The sequence below is a fragment of the Pedobacter kyonggii genome (assembly GCF_004310665.1).
Lineage (GTDB): Bacteria > Bacteroidota > Bacteroidia > Sphingobacteriales > Sphingobacteriaceae > Pedobacter > Pedobacter kyonggii.
The window spans coordinates 1-23417 of sequence record NZ_SIXF01000020.1 but is presented as its reverse complement, the minus strand read 5'-3'; the positions used below and the strand labels follow the sequence as shown (position 1 = coordinate 23417).

Here is a 23417-nt window from a genome sequence, read left to right as displayed (position 1 = left end):
AATTATAATTAACAATTATAAGGCTTTTTGGTTTAAAAATACAAAAGGGCCCCGAAATTTTCGGGGCCCTTAAATAATATGTTTTATAAGATTTTAAACAGAGAAGCTTTCGCCACAGCCACAGCTACGACTGGCATTTGGGTTTATAAAGTTGAAACCTTTTCCATTTAAACCGTCAGTGAAGTCGAGTTCAGTTCCGGCTAAATAAAGGAATGATTTCATATCCAAAGCAATTTTGATTCCTCTGTCTTCAAAAAACTGATCGCCTTTTTGTTCTTCGTTATCAAAATCTAAATTGTATGATAAGCCCGAACAGCCACCACCTTTTACGGAAACGCGTAAAAAGTAATCAGAACCCATTTCCGAATCCTGCATTAAGTGGGTGATTTTTTCTTTTGCTTTATCTGTTATTGTGATCATAGTATCGAGTATTTAGTATCTAGTATCAAGATTGAATTATTATAGTCTTGATGCTAGATACTTACTGTCTAGTTACTTATTAATGGTGCGATTTTTCTAACACAATTGCTTCTAAACCATTTTTAACACGGTAATCGTTAATGGCTGATTTAATTGCATCTTCTGCCAAAACCGAGCAGTGAATTTTCACTGGAGGTAAAGCCAATTCTTCAACAATATCCATATTGTCAATAGATAAAGCCTCGTCAATTGTTTTTCCTTTTAACCATTCTGTAGCTAAAGAAGAAGAAGCAATAGCAGAACCACAACCAAATGTTTTAAATTTAGCATCAGTGATTACATTATCTTCTCCAACTTCAATCTGCAAACGCATTACGTCGCCGCATTCAGGTGCACCAACTAATCCTGTTCCTACAAATTTGCTGTCTTTATTTAAAGTACCTACGTTACGTGGGTTATTGTAATGGTCAATTACTTTTTCTGAATATGCCATGATTTTATTTTTTTATCTCCTTACGGAGCAATTTTGTTTTTAGTTTTCAATTACCAATTTTCAATTACCAGTTTGCCTACTCAAAACTGCCAACTCCAAACTGGCTTAGTGTTCCGCCCACTCAATTTTACTCAAGTCAATTCCTTCTTTAAACATTTCCCAAAGTGGAGAAAGTTCTCTTAAGTGATTAACTGCTTTTTGAGTCACTTCAATAGCCTGGTCGATCTCTGCTTCAGTTGTAAACCTTCCTAAACCATAACGGATAGAAGAGTGAGCTAAATCATCAGATAAACCCAAGCTTTTTAAAACGTATGATGGTTCTAAAGATGCTGAAGTACAAGCCGATCCTGAAGATACTGCTAAATCACTCATCGCCATCATTAAACCTTCACCTTCAACATATTTAAAAGAGATATTGGCTACGTGTGGTAAACGGTGTTGTGTATTACCATTAACATAACTCTCTTCCATTTTGTTCAAAGTAGTTTCTAACTTATCACGTAAAGCAGCTAAACGAACTGATTCGCTTTCCATCTCTAAACGGCAAAGTTCGCAAGCTTTACCTAAACCTACAATACCAGGAACGTTTAATGTACCAGAACGCATTCCGCGCTCGTGGCCACCGCCGTCCATTTGTGCGGTAACTTTAACTCTTGGGTTTTTACGGCGAACGTAAAGTACACCAACACCTTTCGGACCGTACATTTTATGTGCCGAGAAAGCCATTAAGTCAATACCATCAGCATTTACATCAACCGGAATTTTACCGACTGCTTGCGTAGCATCAGTCATAAATAAAGCACCGTGTTTGTGTGCAATTGCTGCAATTTCTTTAACTGGTTGAATTACACCGATTTCGTTGTTGCCATACATAATCGAAACTAAAATAGTTTCAGGAGTCATAGCAGCTTCTAATTCAGCTAAATCAATTAAACCGTCTTCTTTAACGCCTAAATAAGTTACACGTGCACCGTTTTTCTCCAGGTGTTTGCAGGTATCTAAAACCGCTTTATGTTCAGTAACCGCAGTAATAATGTGGTTACCTTTTTCTTTGTACATTTCAAATACACCTTTAATAGCCAGGTTATCGGCTTCAGTGGCACCTGATGTAAAAATAATTTCTTTTTCAGTACAGCCGATTAGTTTGGCTACCTGCTCACGGGCATAATCTACACCCTCTTCAGCCACCCAGCCAAACGCGTGATTACGACTTGCGGCATTTCCAAATTTCTCTGTAAAGTAAGGTAGCATTGCTTCCAACACCCTTGGATCTAACGGGGTGGTTGCATTATTATCTAAATATATCGGCTGTTTCATCTCTATTCTGTTAATTATAATACAAAGATACGAAAAAACTTATTTAACAATTATAAATAATAGCTATGACCTTATAGAGAAAAGCTGCATTTTTACATTCACATAACCTTATAATCCATGAATAAGATAGAACACATCGGCATCGCGGTAAAAGACCTTAACAGTTCTATAGACATTTATCAGAAACTGCTCAATACCGATTGCTATAAAACTGAACAAGTTGCATCCGAATTTGTAAATACGGCTTTCTTTAAAACTGGCGAAAACAAGGTAGAATTACTTCAGGCTACTGCGCCAGATAGTGCAATTGCTAAATTTATCGAAAAAAAAGGAGAGGGGATTCATCATGTCGCTTTTCTGGTTGATGATATCCTGGCCGAAATGGAACGCCTGCACAAAGAAGGTTTTGTGCTGCTCAGTGATTCACCAAAAAAGGGGGCAGACAATAAAATGGTGTGTTTTGTACATCCAAAAGATACCAATGGCGTACTGATTGAGATCTGCCAGGAAATTAAATGGATTTAAAAGGATAGAAGATGGAGTTTAGTTTTTCGATACCGTCATCCTCGCGCATGCGGGGATCTTAAAGCGGTTAAATAACTTCATTGTAATTTTGAAAACGATTGGTTCCGCATTCCATTGCATTTTCAGTCCTGCTAACCGCTATAGTCCCGATGAAGAATCGGGAGCTGCCGCTATTATCAGGTTTATTTAAATTGGCCTGTGGTTCTTTGGTTAGTGCAAAATTGCTTAAAATATAAAACTTAACCCCTAAAATCCTGTAATCCTAAAAATCCTATTCCATGTCATTAATTAGTATCATCAACAAAGATTTCGATATGCCAGATGATCTTTCCGAAACTCAGTTGCGCGATGCAATGGTTGATGCATTTGCTTATTTAATCGATAACGACTTTCCAAAATTGATCCAGATATTATATAAGGCAGATGTAGATCAGTATAAATTAAAGGAGCTGCTGGAAACGGTTGAAGGCTCTAGTTCGGCTGAAGTAATTGCTGATGCCTATCTCGTCCGTCAGAAGGCCAAAATAGAAACCTGGAAAAAATATAGTCAAAAGAAAGATTAGGAATGGAAGCTTATTCTTGCGAAGGGTTAAAACGGTTGTACATATCCATATCAAAAAACGAAATGGAATTGATCTTATCTGCTTTTAATACGAGGTCGGTTTTTAACTCATCTGTGTTTGCAACAGAGCCATCTTCGATATAACTGGCATAAACTGTTAAATACTGTGTGGTAAAAACCAGTTCTTTATCGTCAGCCTTACGGTAACCGCTAAAAGCAGGCGTAATGCGGATATAACTGGTGGTAAAGGGTTTTGGTAATTCTTTAACCCAGCCAATATAAAACTTTCCGCTATCCATTGTAAATTGTAAGAGGTGGGCATCAAAAAAAGACGAACTCAGTAGAAGTTCAAATTCATTTCCCGAAGTCGCTATGGCCCTTTTTATTGCTTTAAGGCGATTAATAAAAAGATTTGCGATTTCTGTAGCACCTACAGCCACAAATAACGACATGCTGGTGGTTCCGAAATATGGCGTGTGGATGGGAAGTAATCTGCTTAGTTGTTCAACGGTTTCAGGAAAGATGGCAATGAATAATCCTCTTAATAAAAAGCATACGCCTAAAAGAAGGATGCCTGCAAAAGCAGAATTTAACAGTACACGTTGGTTTTCTAACCGATATTGTACGTATCTAAGGTATCTGAATCTAATAAGAATATAGTAGCCGCCTACAAGAGGGAATAAGAGCAGGTTAAAAGGCATCTATATTGGCTATTTCTTGTTTTTATCCTTTTCTATCTTTTTGAAGATACTCGATTCCATTAAAGCACCCACCATTTGTCTGATCCTTGGCTGCGCAAAGAAATCGGGGCTTTTAATATAGAGTTTTCCGTTACTGCTAGAATGGATAATTCCATCAAACTCGTTATCTTTTCTCATATATCAAATTTACACATATTTTTTAAATATCTCAAAAACAATATTCAGTCCAAAAAAGTTAGGTTTGCTGCATTATATGTGGATGGAGCAATCGTTTTACAGTAAACATTGTTTAAAATCAGTTTTACTAAAGCAGATGCCTGGAAATCTTATAATTTAAAATTTTAATTTAGGCTTGTAAATCAAAAATAAAATTAAGATATTTGCATCCTCTAAAATAGAGGTAGAAAGACTAATAGGAAATGTCATAAGCGTTGTTGCCAGCAAATTGCAAAAATGTTCTTGATGCTTTCACACAAATAACTAAAAATAATATTCAAATGAAAAAAGATTTGCACCCAACAAGCTACAGACCAGTTGTTTTTAAAGACATGTCTAACGAATATGCTTTCTTAACAAAATCTTGCGTAGATACTAAAGAAACAATTAAATGGGAAGATGGTAACGAGTATCCTCTTTATAAATTAGAGATTTCTCACACTTCACACCCTTTTTATACTGGTAAAATGAAATTGGTTGATACAGCAGGACGTATCGATAAATTCAAAAACCGTTACGCTAAGAAATAATTTTAGCAACAAAAAAGCATTTTTTGAAGTCCCTTTGCCAAAAGCATCGGGACTTTTTTTATTTTTGTTGCTTATGACAATCAATCTTTTTGATGATTCCTGCTGGGCATCTCTCCGTCCACTTACGTTTACCAGGCCAGTGGCCGATTTACGCATTGGTATTTTAACCATTGCCGAGAAATGGGCAAAATATTTAAAAGCCGATTTTGGCTTTCATACCCAAGATTACCTCTCTATAAAGTTTGCGCCAAAACCCAATGCCGATTTGTTTATAAACGGGTCTGTTTGTCCGGATGAAGCTTTGCTAAACGCCGTAGACAAACTTAAAGCAGGTGAAGTGCTTTACAAAAGAGATGTCATAATCGCATATATCGCAGATCGGCACGACTTAGAATCGGTTAAATCGCTAAGGCCGCTAGAATACACTGGTGATTTTATACAGATTGTTTATCCTGAACATATTTTCGGGAATAATCCCGTTGAGATCAGAAAAGATTTTAAATTGCTAACCGAAGGGCGTAGCTCAGCGAAGATAAGCAGTACGAACCAGCTTCTCGGTGATGATATTTTTCTGGAGGAAGGTGCAAAAGCCGAATGCAGTGTTTTTAATACTACTTACGGACCGATTTATATCGGTAAGAATGCCGAGGTTTGGGAAGGTTCTTTAATAAGGGGATCCTTTGCACTTTGCGATAACTCATCTATAAAAATGGGGGCCAAAATATATTCGGGTACTACCATAGGCCCGAATAGCCGTGCAGGAGGTGAAATTAACAATTCGGTAATTTGGGGCAATTCCGCTAAAGGCCATGAGGGTTATTTAGGCAATTCGGTAATGGGCGAGTGGTGTAATATTGGTGCCGATACCAATAATTCGAATTTGAAAAATAACTATGCCGAAGTAAAACTGTACGATTACGAAAGTAAAAAAATGCGTAATACTAACCTGCAGTTTTGTGGTTTAATTATGGCCGATCATGCTAAAACTGGCATAAATACCATGTTTAACACTGGCAGTGTTGTTGGTATTGGAGCAAATGTTTTTGGTGCGGGCTTCCCTCCAAACCACATACCCGATTTTAGTTGGGGAGGTGCCGGTGGTTTCGATGCTTATAAATTGAATAAAATGTTCGAAACAACCGAAAAGGTATATGCCCGAAAAAATATAGTTTTTGATGAGGTAGAAAAGGATATTGTTACTAAAGTATTTGAATTAACTGAATCGTATAGACGATTTTAATATAAAAACCCGATCTGGAAAGATCAACCAAGCATTAAATAATACAAAATGAGAAAAAAGATTGTTGCCGGTAACTGGAAAATGAACTTAGATTATAACGAAGGTGTTTCGTTATTCAGCGAAATCGTTAATATGGTTAAAGATGAGCGCAAAGGCGATCAGCTGGCTATTATTTGCTCACCGTTTATTCACTTAAACAGCTTGGCAAAATTGGGTGGTAACGATGTTAAAATTGGCGCTCAAAATATTAGTGATAAAGAAAGTGGTGCATATACAGGCGAAACTTCAGCTAAAATGGTGAAATCTGTTGGTGCAGAATACGTTATTTTGGGTCACTCAGAACGCAGACAATATTTTGCTGAAAGCGATGCTTTATTAGCTGAAAAAACTAAAGTTGCCTTGGCGAATGGCTTAACACCAATATTCTGCATTGGCGAAACTTTAGACGAGCGTAACAACGGTAGCTATTATGAAGTATTAAAAAAACAGTTGGTAGAAGGTATTTTTAGTTTAACTGAAGAAGACTTCAGAAAAATAGTTATTGCTTACGAGCCAGTTTGGGCTATTGGCACAGGTTTAACGGCTTCTCCAGAGCAAGCGCAAGATATTCATGCTTTTATCCGCAGTGAAATTCAAGCTAATTATGGTTTTAATGTGGCCGACGATACAACCATTTTATATGGTGGTAGCTGTAACCCAGGCAATGCTGCAAGTTTATTTTCTCAAAACGATATTGATGGCGGTCTAATTGGCGGTGCATCGTTAAAATCACGCGATTTTATAGATATTATTAAAGCATTAAACAGCTAAATGCAATACACAAAAGCAATATTTACATTCAAAAGTATCGAAGATTATCAGCAGGATCTGCTTATCAGTGATCTTGCCGATTTAGGCTTCGATACTTTCGAAGATAGTGAGGGTGGTTTTACGGCTTTCGTAATCAAGGATAATTTTAATGAGCAAGAATTAAAAAACCTCTTGGCAAATTATAGTGAAGAGTTTGCAACTGATTATACTTTAGAAGATGTTGCCGATGAAAACTGGAATGCCGAATGGGAGAAAAATTTTAGTCCGCTAATTATTGATGATGTATGTTATGTGAGGGCAACCTTTCACGAGCCACAGCCATCATATCCGTACGAGATTGTAATCGATCCTAAAATGGCTTTCGGTACTGGTCATCATCAAACAACCACCATGGTAATGCAGTATATTTTAGCGGCCGATTTAAAGGATAAAAATATCCTGGATATGGGCTGTGGTACCGGAATTTTGGCCATTCTGGCTGCAAAACTAGGTGCTAAAAGCTTGGTGGCTATTGATTATGATGATATCTGCTATGAAAGTACGCTAGAAAATGCCGCACTTAACCAGGTAGATAATCTAAAAGCGATTTGTGGTAGTAAAGAGGTGATTCCTAACGATGAATATGATGTTATTTTTGCCAATATCAATAGAAATATACTTCTGGATCAGATTCACCGTTACGCCGAGGTATTGAAAGCTGGAGGCAAAATTTTCTTCAGTGGATTTTATTTAGATCCTGATTTAGGAATGATTACCGCTGAATGCGCTAAATACGGCATCAAATACATCGATCATAAACAAAATGGCGATTGGGTTGCGGCTCAGTTCGAGAAAAAATAATGGTTGAATTTTGAATGAGCGAATGATTGAGTTTTAACACAACATCCATTCACACATTCAGTCCTTCTCTCATTCAAAATTAATTAATATGCGCATACATTTTATTGCGATTGGTGGAAGTGCAATGCACAATCTGGCCATCGCCTTACATAAAAAAGGGTATCAAATTTCGGGATCTGATGATGTGATTTTCGAACCTGCAAAATCCCGTTTAGATAAGTACGGACTATTACCGACTGAAATGGGTTGGGATGAAAACCGCATTTCAAACAATCTGGATGCGGTTATTTTAGGCATGCATGCGCGCATGGACAATCCCGAGTTGTTGAAAGCGCAACAATTGGGCGTTAAAATCTATTCTTATCCTGAATATATTTACGAGCAAAGCAAAAATAAGTTACGCGTAGTAATTGGCGGTAGCCATGGTAAAACAACCATTACCAGTATGATTTTGCATGTGCTGAATTACTATAAACGCGATTTCGATTATTTGGTTGGTGCACAGCTGGCCGGCTTCGAAACCATGGTAAAGGTTACCGAAGAAGCACCCATAATGATTATTGAAGGAGATGAGTATTTATCTTCACCGATTGATAGAAGACCTAAATTTCATCTTTACAAGGCAAATGTGGCTGTAATTAGTGGTATTGCATGGGATCACATCAATGTTTTTCCAACTTATGCCGATTATACTTCGCAGTTTGATAAATTTATAGATACCATTGAGAATAACGGAACTTTAATTTATTGTGAAGCAGACGTTGATTTAAATGAAATTGTAACGCAATCGAAAGCCAATGTTTCAAAAATTGCTTATGCTATTCCAGCGCATGAAATTAGAAACGGAATAACCTATCTGCTCCCAGAAGAAACGGCTTTAAAGATATTTGGTGACCACAACCTGATGAACCTGAATGCAGCTAAATTAGTGTGCAAACAATTAGAAATCGATGAAGCCGAGTTTGATGCAGCTATTTCTTCATTTACTGGTGCAGCTAAACGTTTAGAAGTCATCTCAGCTGATGAATCAACCAACGTTTACAAAGACTTTGCACATTCGCCATCAAAGTTAAAAGCTACGATTGATGCGGTTAAAGGACAGTTTGCCAACCGAAAACTGGTAGCTTGTATTGAATTGCATACTTTTAGCAGCTTGAACAAAGATTTCCTGAAAGAATATATAGGCGCAATGGATAAAGCCGATGAGGCAATCGTATTTATTGATATTAAATCTTTCGAACAAAAACGGATGGAGCCTTTTTCAGAAGATGATGTTCAGCAGGCTTTTGCTAATCCAAAACTGAAGTTTTTTAATGATGCAGCAAAGTTAAAAGCTTATTTACTGAGCTTGAATTATAAAAACGCTAATCTACTCATGATGAGCTCTGGTAATTACGCAGGTTTCGATTTGCCTGAACTGGCGGCTGCTTTAAAGAGATAGATAAGAGACGTGAGATTTGAGACGAATTCATTTGCTCAAATCTCGTAGCTTTGATACGTCTCTTGATATATATGTGTCTCAAATCTAATATCTAAAAAAAAATATGAAAAGCATCGGAGATCACATTAAGCAAAGCAGGCTGGCCTTAGGCTTAAGTCAGGCGGATGCCGCTAAAAAACTTAATATTTCTACTCCGGCCTTTTGTAAAATAGAGACAGGCCAAACCGATCTCAATATTTCCCGTTTACTCCAGATTTCCAAAACTTTTAAGGTTCCGGTAATGCAACTGATCGCTGGACAATCAGAAGGATCTAATTCATCTGAAGAACTAACCGCGCTTAAAAAGGAACTGATAGACAAAGAAGAAGAGATTAATAAACTTCGTAAAAAAGTGATCGATCTGTATGATAAACTGGGGATATAAAATTCGGTTTATCTATTGTTTATTCGATTAATTGTCATTATAAAATTCTATTAAAGAATAAAATTCATTTTTAATTAAAATATTTTGAATTTTATTCTAAAAATTTATAATTTTATAGAATGGCAATCGAAAACAATTTTAGTTTAGATCATATCGATCTGGCTATACTCAGACTTATGCAGGATAATGCGCGGATCTCGAATGTAGATTTAGCGAAAGCATTAGACCTGGTTCCTTCAGCTGTGTTGGAGCGGGTAAAGAAATTGGAAAAGAAGAATGTAATTACCCAATATAATGCCCGGATAAATCCTATTGCGCTTGATTTAAAATTACTGGCCTTTATTTCAATGAAATCATCTCAAAGTTTGGGCTGTAGTGATACGGCAAACGAACTGGCAAAAATACCTGATGTGCAAGAAGTACACGTAATTGCAGGAGATGATTGCTTTCTGATTAAGGTGAGGACAGCAGATTCTGCCTCATTAATGGCTTTACTGCGAGATGAATTTAGTAAGATTCCGAATATTTTGTCGGTTAAAACCACGATTGTACTGGAGACCGTGAAAGAGCAACAAAAATTAGTAATTCCTGAAAAATAAGCATATGGCAAATTTAAATAAAACAGCATCGCCGGTAATGGTTTACTTCGCATTTGCTATAGTATACATCGTTTGGGGCTCTACTTACTTTTTTATCCAGAAAGCATTGGCTGGTTTCCCACCTTTTATTTTAGGCGCTTTCCGTTTTTCTATTGCGGGAGTGCTGATGTTAAGCTGGTGCAAGATTAATGGTGAAGATATTTTTAACCTAAAAACCATCAAAATTGCTGCAGTAAGCGGCATTTTAATGTTGGGCCTTGGCAACGGTATCGTGATTTGGGTAGAGCAGTTTATTCCAAGCGGTTTAGTAGCCATTATGGTTGCCTCGGCAGCAATATGGTTCGTTATTTTAGATAAATCGCATTGGAAAGAAAACCTGAGCAATAAGTACATTGTATCGGGTTTAGTAATTGGCTTTTTGGGCGTAGTGCTCTTGTTTGGAGGCCAGATTGTACAAGCGCTTGATAAACCTCAGAGCAACTTGCAGATTATAGGCATGGTATTACTTGTTTTCGGGCCAATAGCCTGGGCTGGGGGATCGCTTTACTCAAAATATCATCCAACCACGGGTAGTTCGGTATCGGTAAATACAGGCTGGCAGATGTTAATGGCGAGTTTAGCTTTTTTACCTGGAGGTTTTTTGAAATCTGAGTTTAAATTACTCGATTGGAGGAATATTTCACTTGATGCCTGGCTATCTATTGTTTACCTTATTCTGTTTGGTTCAATTGTAGCATTTAGTGCTTATGTGTGGCTGTTAAAGGTGCGCCCGGCTACGCAAGTGAGCACCTATGCATATGTAAACCCGGTAGTGGCTGTTTTACTGAGTTTAACTTTTACCAACGAAGTGATCGGCCTTACGCAGATTATTGGTTTAGTGATTATTTTAGGAAGTGTACTTTTAATTAATCTGCCGAAATATAAAAGTGCAGGCTAAGTTCTCGGCAAAATCGTCATTGCGAGGAGGAACGACGAAGCAATCTTTCAATTAGATAAATACTACCGAATTAAGATTGCTTCGTCGGCTGAAAAGCCTTCTCGCAATGACGATTTAATTTAAAAGATTTTCCGCATGGTAAGGTGCTTTTTACCAAAGGTAGCACCGGTGGCTTTATGGATGGCAATCATCTGTTCGTTAAAATCACCTACCCAACTCAATTCAAGCTCTTTGTACTGGTTTTTAGGAAGTACGTATTCGCCTAAACGGATAAAAAGTACCGATTCCAGGCCATGTTTTTGGAACTTAGGTTTGGTACCCATTACAATTGCCCTCATGCGGGTAACGCCCACCCAGCGGCGGTAAGCAAACTTTAATTTTTCAATTAAGCCAAGTTTTCCATCAAAACCTTTAATCATCTGGTTCGCATCGGGAATCAATACCACAAAAGATGCCGGTTCGCCATTAAAGTAGGCAAACTGGATCAAATGTTCATCCATAATAGGTTCCATGCTTTTAAAGCTTTCTTCGAGCGTTTCTTTTTTAATAGGCACAAAGTTTTCGAAATCCTGCCAGCCATCGTTATAAATTTCCATTAAATCGTTAATGTATTTGCTCGAATTGGTTTTACTGAAATATTCGAAAGTATAACCTGGTTTATTTCTTACCCAGTTGGCAATTTTTGTAAAACGTTCTGGGAAGGGAATAGTTAGGTTAATATGGTTGGTCAATTGTTCGTATTCGGTAACAAAGCCATATTTTTCGAAAAATTTCTGATAGTATGGAAAGTTATAGTTCATTCCGAAAGAAGGAGGGGTAAAGCCCTCAACCAATAGGCCCCAGAAGCTATCGTTTTCGCCAAAATTAATCGGACCGTCCATTGCTTTCATTCCGTTTTCGGTTAACCAGGTTTTGGCTGTATCGAATAAAAGAAAGGCAGCTTTTTCATTATCAATACATTCAAAAAATCCCATACCACCGGTTGGTTGGTCGTTGTGGTAGGCTTTTTTTTCATTAATAAAAGCTGCAACACGACCGATCAGTTTTCCTGCATCATCTTTTAAAATCCAGCGTGTACATTTTCCATGCGCGAAAAAGGTGTTTTTTTCTGCGTTAAAAACATTTTCTACCTCACTATCCAAGGGACAGATCCAGTTTTTGTCGTTTTTATATAGGATTTTGGGTGTGTTTAGAAAGTCTTTTTTTAGTGATGGATTGCTTACTGGTATAACTTGCATGGGCAGATTTTAAAATTAAAAAGCATCCTACCAAGCGGGAGGATGCTTTTTCAAATATATGTTTTTTAAATATTAATAGTCGTCGTCGTCATCGTCGAAATTATCGAAGTTGTCAAGATCATCTAATGGCATATCAAAATCATCATCGTCATCATCTTGAGGCTTCTTTTTCGTTGTTTGAATATCGTCATCTTCAAGATCATCATCTTCGTCTACCTGTTTCTTGGTAGTCGGCTTAGTTGGTAGTTTCTTTGGCGCTTTCATAACACAAAAATAAAAATTGCTTTTATAGTTTAAAAATACAAAAAAACTTTTTTTAATAACAATCTGGAAGCAAAGAAATTAATTTATTTATTCCACATTTTCTCCAACAGTATTTTCCTCTTTTACGATGTCTTTCAACTGAGGAAGCTGGTTTAGGTTATTTAAACCAAAATAATCCATAAATAATGTGCTTGTGCTGTACAGGATGGGCCTGCCGGGAGTTTCTGCTTTTCCATCGATACTGATTAGCTCTTTTTCCAGCAGGCGTTGCACTGAATAATCTGAGTTTACTCCTCTAATCTGTTCGATTTCCAATTTGGTTATCGGTTGGCGGTAGGCAATAATGGCAAGGGTTTCCATTGCGGCCTGACTTAATTTTTTCTTCGAGCGGTGTAACTGAAGTTGATTAACCGTTTCATGGTAATCTTTTTTGGTGAGAAACTGATAACCATTGTTTAAGAATACCAATTCGATGGCAAAATCATCATGGCTATATTTTTCTTTAATCTGCTCTATGCTTTCGAATACCTGTGTTTCGGTAAATTCTTCATTGAAAACAGCATTTAGGGCAAGTATAATTTCTTGCATACCGATGCTTTGGCTTGAAGAGAATACAAGGGCTTCGATGTGTCTGGTAATGTTGTGATTGAGCATATACAAAAATAGAATTTTTGGGCATAAAAAAAGCGGTCTCGCTTTTAAAAACAAGACCGCTTTCAACACACAAATGAAACCTGAATTAAGATATAGTTTTAGGTTAGGTTATTAAATATCTATATCAATTCTATAAGAACGTCTTTGATAAACACTATCGTTTATTTCTAACACAAGTTTAAGGCTAAACAGGGTTCGATCAAGATTCTATTTAGTGAGTGGTATTAATAATTGAGTAAACGGTAAATTTTCTATTTTAATGGTATAGAAATCGATACTGTTGTACCATTTGTGGTATTCTGCCTAACGTTTAAGTGTATAGGTTTTGCTCCAATCTGACCTAAAAGGTGCAATCTTTCTTTGGTTAACTGCATTCCTTTACTAATGTGGGTTTCCTTTTTATCCTTTAAAGAGTTGTCAATTCCAATCCCATCATCAATAATTTCGATGTTAAGGTAGAATTCATCTTTCAGTTTAATGTTGATCAGGATTTCGCCACCGGTTTCTTTTGGCATAATGCCATGCCAAATTGCATTTTCTACGTAGGGTTGCAACAGCATAGACGGGATAAAGGTTTCTTCTTTATCAATTTCTTCATCAATATTAAAAATGTATTTTAATTTATCGCCAAAACGGTTCTTCTCTAGCTTTAAATAAAGATTTAAGTATTCTAGTTCTTCTTCTAAAGAGATGTAGCTTTTGGTACAGATCTCCAGGTTCTTTCTGATCAATCTGGCAAAGCCCGTTAAAACCTTATTTGCTGAAGCCGTATTTTGCGTATTGATATAATGCTGGATCGAATTCATCACGTTGAAAACAAAATGTGGATTCATCATCGCTTGTAAGGCCTGTTGTTCGAGCATCAGCACTTTGTTTTTTAACAACAATTGCTCTTGCTCTTTATCTTTTTGCTTACGGGTAATATAAACAGCCACTTTATAAAAAATATAGGCTACCAGCAATATCAAAATAGATAAGAACCATAAGCTTTGCCAAAAATGCTTTTTAATGGTAAAGGCGATTTTTGCCGATTCGCCCCAATTACCGTTTTGGCTTTTGGCACTTACCTCAAATATGTAATCGCCTGATTGTAGTGAAGAAAAATCTAACCGCCTTGTGCGGGTTTCTACCCATGCTGAATTTTCATTTAAGCGGTAACGATAAGTTATGTCACTCGTGGTAAAATCGACTGCACTAAAGGTAAATAGAATGGTATTGTTACCAGTTTCGAAAGTAAAATTACCTTGATCAATCGGCAAACGCTCATTATCTTTAATAATAGAAGTAACGTAAACCTTAGGAAGATTCTTAACTATGTTTTTATTGTTGTACTTAAATAGGATCAGGCCTTTGTTTGTTGCAAAATAGGCCGTGCTATCATCAATAAACAAGCTGTTGATGTCATCACTCAAAAGATCCTTACCATAGTCGAAATTGGTCACGCTGAATTGACTAGGATAATCGGCTATTTTATTTACACCTTTGTTTGTTAATACCCATATTTCGTTGTTTTTTACAAATATTTTGGTGCAGATATTATTGGTTAGGCCATCTTTTTGGGTAATCTGTCGGGTAATCTGCCTGTTCTTATAGAAAATTAAACCGTAACCATCTGTTGCCAAGATCAAAGTGCCGTCTGCAAGCTGCTGAATATCGTTTATCCTTTTGGTAAGCAGTGGATGATTTTCGTAATGTTTAATTAATTTCCCTTTCGAAAATTGAGATAGGCCGTTAATATTCGAAAACCACAAATTCCCTTCGCGGTCGTAAAAAACGTGATAAGATCTGTCTTTAAAAAAATCTTCCTTTTCGCGGTACTTAGCAGCGTTAAATTCGAATTTATTTCTTCTGTCCGATAAGAAAACAACACCTGATGAAAGGGCTAAGGCGAGGTGATTGTTATTTTCGCCCACGCTAAAGTGTTTAATTACGAACATGGAGTTGTTCGATTCTTTTAAATAACTTACTTCATTACTGCCGTTATAAATGTTCTTAAAAACACCCATTCCATAATCGGATGCAAAATATATAGATTGATCTTTTGGGTCGAAAGTAACCTGTTTAATGGTTTTGTATTTCTTGAAATCGTCTAAACCTATTTCGTCTACCTGGTAATTATTGATGGTTAACACATCGATTACGGCATCATCGGTGCCTAGCCACAGGCGGTTTTTTCCATCTTTGGTAATGCTTTTAATTACGTTGCTGCTCAGGCCCGATTCGGCATCAATGATGGATAAGCGATTATTTGCATTAGGGAGCATGTAAATTCCCTGATTGGTGGCAAACCACATGTTCTGGTTATTATCCTTTATGACCTGGTTAACAGAAATATCCTGAAGATATTGTACTGTTTTTCCGCTTTTATTGAGCGCGAAGGCTCCATTGGCATTCGACAACCAAACCTCTTTGGCAGTAACATCGTAATAAAAATATCCCGACATGTTTTTGATCAGATTCTGAGGAATCGGTATGAGATCGTTGATACTTCCATGTCTATATTGTTTTAAGCCGCCAGCATCCAGATAAAATAAAGATCTGTGCGTAGAATTGACAGCAGTCATGTAGGAAATGGGCTGCACTTTTGATTTGACCATCGAAAAAGTTTTTCCATCAAACTTTTGAACGCTTAAGTCACTATAGGCAAATATGTTTCCATGCTCATCTTCGTGTATAAAGGCATTGATAAACTTGTCATTTAGATTAGGCGAAATATACTTTTTGATCGTTTTACCGTCCCAGCAAACAATCAGGTTGGCGTTTGTTCCGAGCCAAATTCGGCCAAGTTTATCTACTAAAAAGGAAACAATTACCGTATTAAAGTTCAGCTTTTTAAGCAGTTCGTCGTTATCCTGGTTGTAAAACTTTCCTTCTTTTAAGTAGCTGAGCTGGCCGTTTAAGGCAAAAAACCACAAGCGTCCATCTTTGTCTTCTTTCATCTGAAGGATCTGGGTATCGGGCAGTCCATCTTCGATCGTAAAATTCTGGAAATTTGTACCATCAAAACGGCTCAATCCATTATCCGTTGCAATCCAGATAAAGCCTTTTTTATCCTGTAAAATGTAATAACAGTTGTTGCTGGCCAGCCCATTTTTAGTATTATAATGGGGGAGGTAAGTGGTTTGAGCAAGCAAGGTTTTTGGAGCGTTAAATGTAATAAGCCCGAATAAAAAAGCAATAAAATAGCGGCTGAAGTTTAACTTCAGGATTGCTTTTTCAGCAAATAAAAGCGCTTTTTTGCTTAGTTTAGTGGTCACTGTTCGCCTTTGTAAATAATTTTATTTTTTCAAAAAAATCGCTTGCTCTTCTGCGCGAGATATTAATACTTTCTCCATTTTTTAAGAAAACCTGAAGTCCGTTTTTAGAATTATACTCTTTTAAATGGTTAAGGTTGATAATGCTCGACTTATGGATCCGTACAAATTGGTCGCTCGGTAAAAGTTCTTCAAATTCCCGTAAAACTTTCGAAACCGTTATTTTATCATGGTTATTTAAGTGTACAATAGAGTAATTACTATCGGCTTCGATATAGATGATATCATCTATATCAATCATTTTAAAACCTTGGCCATAGGGAAGGGTAAGCTTCTTGATTTCGGATCTTGAGCTTAAACTGGAAGCCAGGTTGTTGATTCTTTCATCATTCTCATTCTGACCTTTAAAGCGCTTAATATGCTGAAAAACCTTATCTACAGCGATTTTAAGCTCATCAATATCAATTGGTTTTAATAAATAATCGAGTGCGTTAGCTTTAATCGCTTTCAGTGCATATTGATCGTAAGCGGTAGTAAATATAACTGCTACATTATGTTTTTGAGCATCAGGAATTAATTCGAAACCATTCCCTCCGGGCATTGCTATATCCAGAAAGATTAAATCAATAGGATGGTGTGCCAGAATATCTTTTGCTTCCGCTACAGATCTTGCAATACCGGTAATTTCTACCTGTGGACAGTTCTGTTGCAGTAAAAAAAACAATGATGACCGGGCAAACTCCTCATCATCAACAATAATGGCTTTTAATGTTGTCATAACTATAGGTTGGTGAATGTATTAAAATGCGCTTATAAAAAAAAATGCAAATCAAAAAAACCAGTGATCTGATTGTCACGTATGTATCATCAAACGAATTCAAAACCACTAAACATAGATTACTATGAAACACAATGAACTAGAAACAAAAAATGAACTTCAGGAAAAAAGTTTATTTGACAAAACTGTAGGCAGAAGATCTTTTCTTCAGTATGCAGGTGCAGGCGCTGCTGGCATTGCCTTGGTAGCAGCAGGTTGTAAAAAAGATCGGGGTTATGAGAATCCTATGATGGGAGGTGCTACGCTAGATTTTAAAAATGATTTCGGTGTGTTAAACTATGCGTACGCTTTAGAGCAATTAGAAGCTGCATTTTACGTGAAGGTTGCTTCTGCTCCGCCTGCAAGTTTCACAGCAGCTCAAAAAGCATACTTCCAGGATATCCAGTTCCATGAGATTGCACACAGGGAGTTCTTTAAAGCTGCTTTAAGTACCGCCGCAATCGGAAGTTTGGAGGTAGATTTTTCATCAATTGATTTTACAAGTTCTACTAGTGTTTTAGGAACGGCAATGGCTTTCGAAGATTTGGGCGTAGCGGCATATAATGGTGCTGGACCAAGACTTAAAAGTGCAACTTTTTTATTATTAGCTGGTAAGATTGTTTCGGTTGAAGCCCGCCACGCAGCTTATGTACGTGATCTGATCTCGAATGGAACATTTGCTGATCTTAATAGCCTTGCTCCATTGGGTGCCAATAACGCAGGTGGTTTAGATGCAGCTTTAACACCAGATAAGGTGCTAGCCATTGCTGGAAAATATATCAAAACCAAAATTAATGTTATCAATCTTTAATTTTTAAAATCAGAAAATCATGAATATCGTAAATATATTAGAAGAACTTGAAAAAGTTGACGGTGAAATCTATGAGAGATTAAATCCGAGAAGAGCCGCAATGAAAAGCTTTTTCAATATGGGAAAAAAAATCTCTTTAGCTGCTATGCCGCTAGCCCTAGGTTCAATGTTTCAAAAAGCATATGGACAAACAGCATTACCTGCTGCAGTTGTTGATGTATTAAACTTTGCATTGGCATTAGAGTATCTGGAATATCATTTTTATAATCACTGTATTGTAGGGAAGACTCCAGGATCATCAGTGACTGATGTTACTTTTAATTTTCCCAATGCAGCTAGCCAAGCAGCCATTACTACCATTCGTGATCATGAAAAGGCACACGTTGATTTATTAGTAGGCGCTTTGGGAAGTTCGGCACGGGCACCTATTGCCTATGCGGATACCGATTTTAGAGCAGGTGGAACATTTGGTACCGTATACTCTGATTATGGAACCTTCTTAGCGGTAGCACAAGGTTTTGAAGATACTGGAGTTAGAGCATATAAAGGTCAGGCTGGAAACTTATTGGTAAGTCCGGGAGTATTGCAAACTGCTTTACAGATCCACTCGGTTGAGGCACGCCATGCTGCACATATTCGTCAAATGCGTACAGCAGCTGGTACAGCAGTATATAAACCATGGGTTAGTCTTGGTGCTTCAGGTCAGGCAAATGATTCTGGAGTTCCGCAGGTAGATGCTGTTTATGCTGGCGAAGATTTAACTGTACAGGCAAATGTTAACATTGCAAATATTACTGGTGCGCCTAATGCAACTGCGGCTAAATTTGCTGCTGTAGAAAGTTTCGATGAGCCGTTAGATAAAGCTAGCGTAATTACCATTGCTAACTTATTCTTGAAAGATGGTAAAAAGCTTTAATAGCAAAAGTTTTTACATTATTATTAATTAGGTAATGTTTAGTTTAAGGTAAGGGAGGTAGAACGTAGTTTTACTTCCCTTTATTTATTAAGATGATAGGATTTCAAGATCAATGTGTATAATAAAATATATTTCCATCCTACATATTCCATTTCACATTATCCATCCCTTATCCATCTCTAATACATGATCACCTGTTCTTCCAAATGCTCTGGTAAATCTCTGTAGTTGTATTTTTGTCCGCGTAACTGAGGTTCGAAACCGGCAGCTTTAATAGATTGCTGAATGCCATTTGCTGTAAAACGGTGTGGTGCACCAGCAGCCGATACTACATTTTCTTCGATCATAATCGATCCAAAATCATTTGCACCTGCATGTAAACAAAGCTGTGCGGTTGCTTTGCCAACGGTTAACCAACTAGCCTGAATATTTTTAATATTAGGCAACATGATACGGCTCAGGGCAATCATTCGGATATATTCATCAGCTGTTACATTATTGCTGATGCCGCGAAGTCTTTTTAATAAAGTACCGTCGTCCTGGAAAGGCCAGGGGATAAAAGCCAAGAATCCGTTTGCATCAGCAGGCTTTTCGCTCTGTACCTGACGGATCCATACCAAATGTTCAAAACGCTCTTCAATGGTTTCTACATGTCCAAACATCATTGTTGCTGATGTGGTAATATCTAATTGATGGCATGCACGCATTACATCAAGCCATTCCTGTCCACCACATTTTCCTTTTGAAATTAAACGCCTTACACGGTCATTTAAAATTTCGGCACCTGCACCGGGAAGTGAATCCATTCCGGCTTCTTTCAAAGCTTTTAATACCTCAGTATGCGTGATGCCCTCAAGCTTTGCAACATGTGCAATTTCCGGCGGGCCCAAAGCGTGCAATTTTAAATCAGGATATAATTCTTTTAGTTTTTTGAAAAGATCGGCATAAAAGGCTAAGCCTAAATCCGGATGGTGACCGCCCTGTAATAATAACTGATCTCCACCTAAGCGGAAAGTTTCTTCAATTTTTACCTTATAGGTTTCAATATCAGTGATATAACTCTCATCGTGACCAGGCCTGCGGAAGAAATTACAGAATTTACAGTTGGCAATGCAAACGTTAGTCGTGTTAACATTACGGTCGATCTGCCAGGTTACTTTGCCACTGGGTACCTGGATTTTCCTTAATTCATTTGCTACAAACATCAACGATGCCGTATCGGCATGATGGTATAAATGTACGCCTTCTTCAAGGCTTAAAAAATCGAAATGTAATGCCCTTTGCAGTAAATCGGCTGTATTCATACTACAAAGATAAGGAAAAGGGAGGGAAGGTTGAGGGGCTAAGGTTTAAGGTTTGTCAAAAAAAACGCAGTAAGCGTTAGGCGATTGGCGAATAGCGGGAAATTGCCATCATCCATTTCCGTCTTACATCATGGACCATCCATTTTCTATCTTAAATTGTCCACGATTTGCCATTTTACATTCTTCATCATTTTCCATCTTTCAATTTCCCTTAAAACAATATCTTTACGGTTCTAAAAATTAATATGGTAGATTTTAATCGTTTTACACTTGCCAATGGTTTAAAAGTTTTGGTGCATGAAGATGCGACAACACCAATGGCAGTTTTAAATATTTTATATGATGTTGGTGCACGTGATGAGGATCCGGAAAAAACGGGTTTTGCACACTTATTTGAGCATTTAATGTTCGGCGGATCGGTAAATATTCCAAATTACGATGAGCCTTTGCAGCGCGTAGGTGGTGAGAACAACGCTTTTACGAGTAATGATATTACCAATTATTACATCACGTTGCCTGCAGAAAACATAGAAACGGCATTTTGGTTGGAAAGCGACCGTATGCTGAGCCTGGCTTTTTCTGAAAAGAGTTTGGATACACAAAGAAATGTGGTGAGTGAGGAGTTTAAGCAACGTTATCTTAACCAGCCTTATGGCGATGTTTGGTTAAAGTTGCGTCCGCTGGCTTATAAAAAGCATTCTTACCGTTGGGCAACTATCGGAAAAGAGCTTTCGCATATCGAAAACGCTACAATGGACGATGTAAAGGCATTTTTCAAAAAACACTATACACCACAAAATGCAATTTTGGTTGTGGGGGGAAATGTGAAAACCGAAGATGTGAAAAAACTGGCTGAAAAATGGTTCGAACCGATCCCCGCGGGAGAGAAGTACAACCGTGATTTAGTTCAGGAAGAACCGCAAACAGAAGCGAGACAAGAAACTGTGAAGGCAAATGTGCCTTTAAATGCAATTTATATGGCTTTTAAAATACCAGGGCGGTTAAATCAGGATTATTATGCCTTTGATTTATTATCTGATATTTTATCACGTGGGCAGTCTTCGCGCTTGTACAATAGCTTGTTGAAAGAGCAGAAACTTTTTAGCGATATTAATGCCTACATCTCGAGTAGTTTAGATCCGGGTTTGTTTATTGTTGAAGGTAAATTGGTGGAAGGAATAACAACCGAGACTGCAGAAAAGGCCATCTGGGCAGAGCTGGAAAAATTAAAAGCCGAACTGGTTTCTGATAACGAATTAATCAAGGTAAAAAACAAGGTAGAATCTGTACTTGTTTTTTCTGAAATGAGTTTGTTGGACAAAGCGATGAACCTGGCTTATTATGAGCTTTTAGGTGATGCCGCATTATTAAATCAAGAAACAGAAGAGTTTTTAAAGGTTAAAGCAGAAGATATTAAACGGATATCCAATGAAACTTTCCAACCAAATTCATCATCAACTTTATATTATTTAACTGAAGAAAATGCTTAACAGACAACAGGCGCCTGATTTTAAGCAGGTATCGAAAATAAATTTTATCCATCCAGAAAAAAAAGTATTGGATAATGGTGTGCCCGTTTTTACAATCTATTCCGGAGAACAGGATCTTGTGCGTATCGAATTTATTTTTGAAAACGTAAACTGGAAGCTCGAAAAACCATTACAGGCTATTGCGGTAAGCACGTTGATCAATAATGGAACAAATAGATTATCGGCGAAAGAAATAGCCGAACAAATTGATTTTTATGGTGCATTTTTCCAAACAGAATATGCCCAGGATCAATCTTCGGTTACGCTGTACACTTTAAATAAACATTTACACTCAGTACTGCCGATTGTGAAGGATGTTTTATCAGAAAGCCAGTTTCCACAGCATGAACTTGATATTTATATTCAAAACCAAAAGCAAAAGCTACAGGTAAACCTAAAGAAAAACGATGTTCTTTCGAGAAAAGAATTTGCACAGGCTTTATTTGGCGATACGGCTTACGGCGTAAATATACAAGCAGCGCATTACGATGCATTGAAACGCGAAGATCTGGTTGATTATTTTAAGGCCGCATACGCACCAAATAACTGTACCATCATTGTTTCAGGTAAGTTTGATGATGTTAGCTTTAACCTGTTGAACGATGCTTTTGGGCAAGATTGGGAAAAAAGTAATGCGGTAAAGAACAGTTTCAAATTTACTTCAACAAAAAAACAGTTTGTTTATACGGAAAAACCAGAAGCTTTACAGTCTGCAATCAGAATTGGTCAGTTGGCCATTAACCGTAAACATGAAGATTTTTCTGGTCTTCAGATTTTAAATACCGTTTTAGGTGGCTACTTTGGCTCGCGTTTAATGAATAACATCCGTGAAGATAAAGGCTATACTTACGGTATTGGCTCTGGGGTTTCTTCACTACAACAGGCTGGTTATCTTTTTATTGCTACTGAAGTTGGTGCTGATGTTTGTTCGGCTGCATTAACTGAGATTTATAAAGAAATAGAGCTATTGAAAAACGAACTGGTAGGAGAAGAAGAGCTGGATCTTGTTCGGAACTATATGTTGGGTTCGATGTTGGGCAGTTTGGAAAATGTGTTCTCACACGCTGATAAATTCAAGAACATTTATTTCGCAGGATTGGATTACGATTACTATACTAAATATATAGAGAAGGTTAAAACCATTACTGCTGAAGAATTATTAGCCTTGGCGAACAAATACCTAACAACCGATCATTTTACCGAGGTAGTGATAGGGAAGAAATAATTATAATATCCCCCGTTATTCGTCATTTCGACTGAAGCGTAGTCCCGAACTTTCGCATGAGCGTCAAGTTAAGCTGAAAATAGTTGGTTTAAATTAATTCTGTGGTTTCTTTTTTCATATTTACAGTACTTATCTATAATATCTCTGAACTGTTTTCTACCTGTAGCGATTACCTCTTTCATGTTCAATACAAAGAACTTTACACATTTGATCAAGCTAACGGAGCCTTTGGCATATCTGACAACTGGCAAGAATATTTTTTGCATAAACAGGCATATAAACATCAACAGGAGGTATATATTCGTGCTAATCCGTTTTTCATTGGTACAACCATTATGTAGCAACTGCTG

General features: G+C 37.3%; 26 protein-coding genes. 14 read left to right on the top strand and 12 right to left on the bottom strand.

Going from position 1 to position 23417, the window contains the following annotated elements; genetic code table 11:
* Positions 1 to 93: 93 nt before the first annotated feature.
* The 3 genes from EYS08_RS17740 to EYS08_RS17730 form a co-directional block, all read right to left on the bottom strand.
* Positions 94 to 420 carry a HesB/IscA family protein gene (locus EYS08_RS17740; protein ID WP_025142623.1) on the bottom strand — a complete coding sequence of 109 codons (327 nt, stop codon included), beginning with the start codon at positions 418 to 420 and terminating at the stop codon, positions 94 to 96.
* A 79-nt stretch (positions 421 to 499) separates the two neighbouring features.
* Positions 500 to 913 carry a Fe-S cluster assembly scaffold IscU gene (gene iscU / locus EYS08_RS17735; protein WP_025142622.1) on the bottom strand — a complete coding sequence of 138 codons (414 nt, stop codon included), beginning with the start codon at positions 911 to 913 and terminating at the stop codon, positions 500 to 502.
* Positions 914 to 1018: 105 nt separating this feature from the next.
* Entirely contained in the window at positions 1019 to 2230 is a 1212-nt protein-coding gene (locus tag EYS08_RS17730) for an IscS subfamily cysteine desulfurase (RefSeq protein WP_029275719.1), read from the bottom strand.
* Between the two features lie 117 nt (positions 2231 to 2347).
* Here EYS08_RS17730 and mce point away from each other — a divergent pair, with 117 nt between their 5' ends.
* Complete coding sequence (gene mce / locus EYS08_RS17725) at positions 2348 to 2755, top strand: methylmalonyl-CoA epimerase (protein WP_131031328.1); 408 nt, start codon at positions 2348 to 2350, stop codon at positions 2753 to 2755.
* Positions 2756 to 3033: 278 nt separating this feature from the next.
* Positions 3034 to 3318: a hypothetical protein gene (locus EYS08_RS17720; RefSeq protein WP_131031326.1), complete on the top strand. Its 285-nt coding sequence runs from the start codon at positions 3034 to 3036 to the stop codon at positions 3316 to 3318.
* 10 nt (positions 3319 to 3328) lie between these two features.
* Here EYS08_RS17720 and EYS08_RS17715 read toward each other — a convergent pair whose 3' ends face one another.
* Entirely contained in the window at positions 3329 to 4018 is a 690-nt protein-coding gene (locus tag EYS08_RS17715; RefSeq protein WP_131031324.1) for a hypothetical protein, read from the bottom strand.
* Positions 4019 to 4027: 9 nt separating this feature from the next.
* Complete coding sequence (locus EYS08_RS25810) at positions 4028 to 4195, bottom strand: hypothetical protein (RefSeq protein WP_165456496.1); 168 nt, start codon at positions 4193 to 4195, stop codon at positions 4028 to 4030.
* A gap of 320 nt (positions 4196 to 4515) precedes the next feature.
* On the opposite strand from EYS08_RS25810, the gene EYS08_RS17710 reads away from it, so the two are divergent.
* From EYS08_RS17710 to EYS08_RS17675, 8 genes are all read left to right on the top strand, one after another.
* Positions 4516 to 4764 (top strand): type B 50S ribosomal protein L31, encoded by a 249-nt coding sequence (locus tag EYS08_RS17710; RefSeq protein WP_025142617.1) that lies wholly within the window; start codon positions 4516 to 4518, stop codon positions 4762 to 4764.
* A gap of 73 nt (positions 4765 to 4837) precedes the next feature.
* Entirely contained in the window at positions 4838 to 6004 is a 1167-nt protein-coding gene (locus tag EYS08_RS17705) for a putative sugar nucleotidyl transferase (RefSeq protein ID WP_131031322.1), read from the top strand.
* 48 nt (positions 6005 to 6052) lie between these two features.
* Positions 6053 to 6814, top strand: a complete 762-nt coding sequence (tpiA, locus tag EYS08_RS17700; protein WP_131031320.1) for a triose-phosphate isomerase — start codon at positions 6053 to 6055, stop codon at positions 6812 to 6814.
* Complete coding sequence (prmA, locus tag EYS08_RS17695; protein WP_131031318.1) at positions 6815 to 7654, top strand: 50S ribosomal protein L11 methyltransferase; 840 nt, start codon at positions 6815 to 6817, stop codon at positions 7652 to 7654.
* A gap of 88 nt (positions 7655 to 7742) precedes the next feature.
* The gene (locus tag EYS08_RS17690; RefSeq protein WP_131031316.1) at positions 7743 to 9095 is read left to right on the top strand and encodes a UDP-N-acetylmuramate--L-alanine ligase; all 1353 of its coding nucleotides are present in this window, start codon (positions 7743 to 7745) and stop codon (positions 9093 to 9095) included.
* A gap of 103 nt (positions 9096 to 9198) precedes the next feature.
* Positions 9199 to 9519, top strand: coding sequence for a helix-turn-helix domain-containing protein (locus tag EYS08_RS17685; RefSeq protein WP_131031314.1), 321 nt, complete (start codon positions 9199 to 9201; stop codon positions 9517 to 9519).
* Positions 9520 to 9638: 119 nt separating this feature from the next.
* A complete protein-coding gene (locus EYS08_RS17680) occupies positions 9639 to 10118 on the top strand; it encodes an Lrp/AsnC family transcriptional regulator (protein WP_131031312.1) in 480 nt (159 codons plus the stop codon).
* Positions 10119 to 10122: 4 nt separating this feature from the next.
* A complete protein-coding gene (locus EYS08_RS17675; protein WP_208745893.1) occupies positions 10123 to 11055 on the top strand; it encodes an EamA family transporter in 933 nt (310 codons plus the stop codon).
* A 119-nt stretch (positions 11056 to 11174) separates the two neighbouring features.
* Here the strand turns inward: EYS08_RS17675 and EYS08_RS17670 are convergent, their stop codons facing one another.
* The 5 genes from EYS08_RS17670 to EYS08_RS17650 all read right to left on the bottom strand — a co-directional run bounded on the left by EYS08_RS17670 (position 11175) and on the right by EYS08_RS17650 (position 17243).
* The gene (locus EYS08_RS17670; RefSeq protein WP_131031310.1) at positions 11175 to 12293 is read right to left on the bottom strand and encodes a GNAT family N-acetyltransferase; all 1119 of its coding nucleotides are present in this window, start codon (positions 12291 to 12293) and stop codon (positions 11175 to 11177) included.
* 72 nt (positions 12294 to 12365) lie between these two features.
* On the bottom strand, positions 12366 to 12557 hold the full coding sequence (locus EYS08_RS17665) for a hypothetical protein (RefSeq protein ID WP_057935224.1): 192 nt from the start codon (positions 12555 to 12557) through the stop codon (positions 12366 to 12368).
* Between the two features lie 87 nt (positions 12558 to 12644).
* The gene (scpB, locus tag EYS08_RS17660) at positions 12645 to 13211 is read right to left on the bottom strand and encodes an SMC-Scp complex subunit ScpB (RefSeq protein WP_131031308.1); all 567 of its coding nucleotides are present in this window, start codon (positions 13209 to 13211) and stop codon (positions 12645 to 12647) included.
* A gap of 251 nt (positions 13212 to 13462) precedes the next feature.
* Positions 13463 to 16468 carry a ligand-binding sensor domain-containing protein gene (locus EYS08_RS17655; RefSeq protein WP_131031307.1) on the bottom strand — a complete coding sequence of 1002 codons (3006 nt, stop codon included), beginning with the start codon at positions 16466 to 16468 and terminating at the stop codon, positions 13463 to 13465.
* Positions 16458 to 17243, bottom strand: a complete 786-nt coding sequence (locus tag EYS08_RS17650; RefSeq protein ID WP_131031305.1) for a LytR/AlgR family response regulator transcription factor — start codon at positions 17241 to 17243, stop codon at positions 16458 to 16460. The genes EYS08_RS17655 and EYS08_RS17650 overlap by 11 nt, the downstream gene beginning before the upstream one ends.
* 124 nt (positions 17244 to 17367) lie before the next feature.
* On the opposite strand from EYS08_RS17650, the gene EYS08_RS17645 reads away from it, so the two are divergent.
* Together EYS08_RS17645 and EYS08_RS17640 are read left to right on the top strand one after the other, a co-directional pair.
* Positions 17368 to 18093, top strand: a complete 726-nt coding sequence (locus EYS08_RS17645) for a ferritin-like domain-containing protein (RefSeq protein ID WP_131031303.1) — start codon at positions 17368 to 17370, stop codon at positions 18091 to 18093.
* A gap of 19 nt (positions 18094 to 18112) precedes the next feature.
* Complete coding sequence (locus EYS08_RS17640; protein ID WP_131031301.1) at positions 18113 to 19009, top strand: ferritin-like domain-containing protein; 897 nt, start codon at positions 18113 to 18115, stop codon at positions 19007 to 19009.
* 179 nt (positions 19010 to 19188) lie between these two features.
* Here the strand turns inward: EYS08_RS17640 and EYS08_RS17635 are convergent, their stop codons facing one another.
* On the bottom strand, positions 19189 to 20313 hold the full coding sequence (locus tag EYS08_RS17635) for a CofH family radical SAM protein (RefSeq protein ID WP_131031299.1): 1125 nt from the start codon (positions 20311 to 20313) through the stop codon (positions 19189 to 19191).
* A gap of 245 nt (positions 20314 to 20558) precedes the next feature.
* On the opposite strand from EYS08_RS17635, the gene EYS08_RS17630 reads away from it, so the two are divergent.
* Positions 20559 to 21803 carry a M16 family metallopeptidase gene (locus EYS08_RS17630; protein WP_131031297.1) on the top strand — a complete coding sequence of 415 codons (1245 nt, stop codon included), beginning with the start codon at positions 20559 to 20561 and terminating at the stop codon, positions 21801 to 21803.
* Positions 21796 to 23067 carry a M16 family metallopeptidase gene (locus EYS08_RS17625; RefSeq protein WP_131031296.1) on the top strand — a complete coding sequence of 424 codons (1272 nt, stop codon included), beginning with the start codon at positions 21796 to 21798 and terminating at the stop codon, positions 23065 to 23067. The genes EYS08_RS17630 and EYS08_RS17625 overlap by 8 nt, the downstream gene beginning before the upstream one ends.
* A 68-nt stretch (positions 23068 to 23135) precedes the next feature.
* On the opposite strand, the gene EYS08_RS26095 is transcribed toward EYS08_RS17625, so the two are convergent.
* Positions 23136 to 23417 (bottom strand): hypothetical protein (locus EYS08_RS26095; protein ID WP_208745856.1); only part of this gene is annotated, 282 nt, incomplete at its 5' end.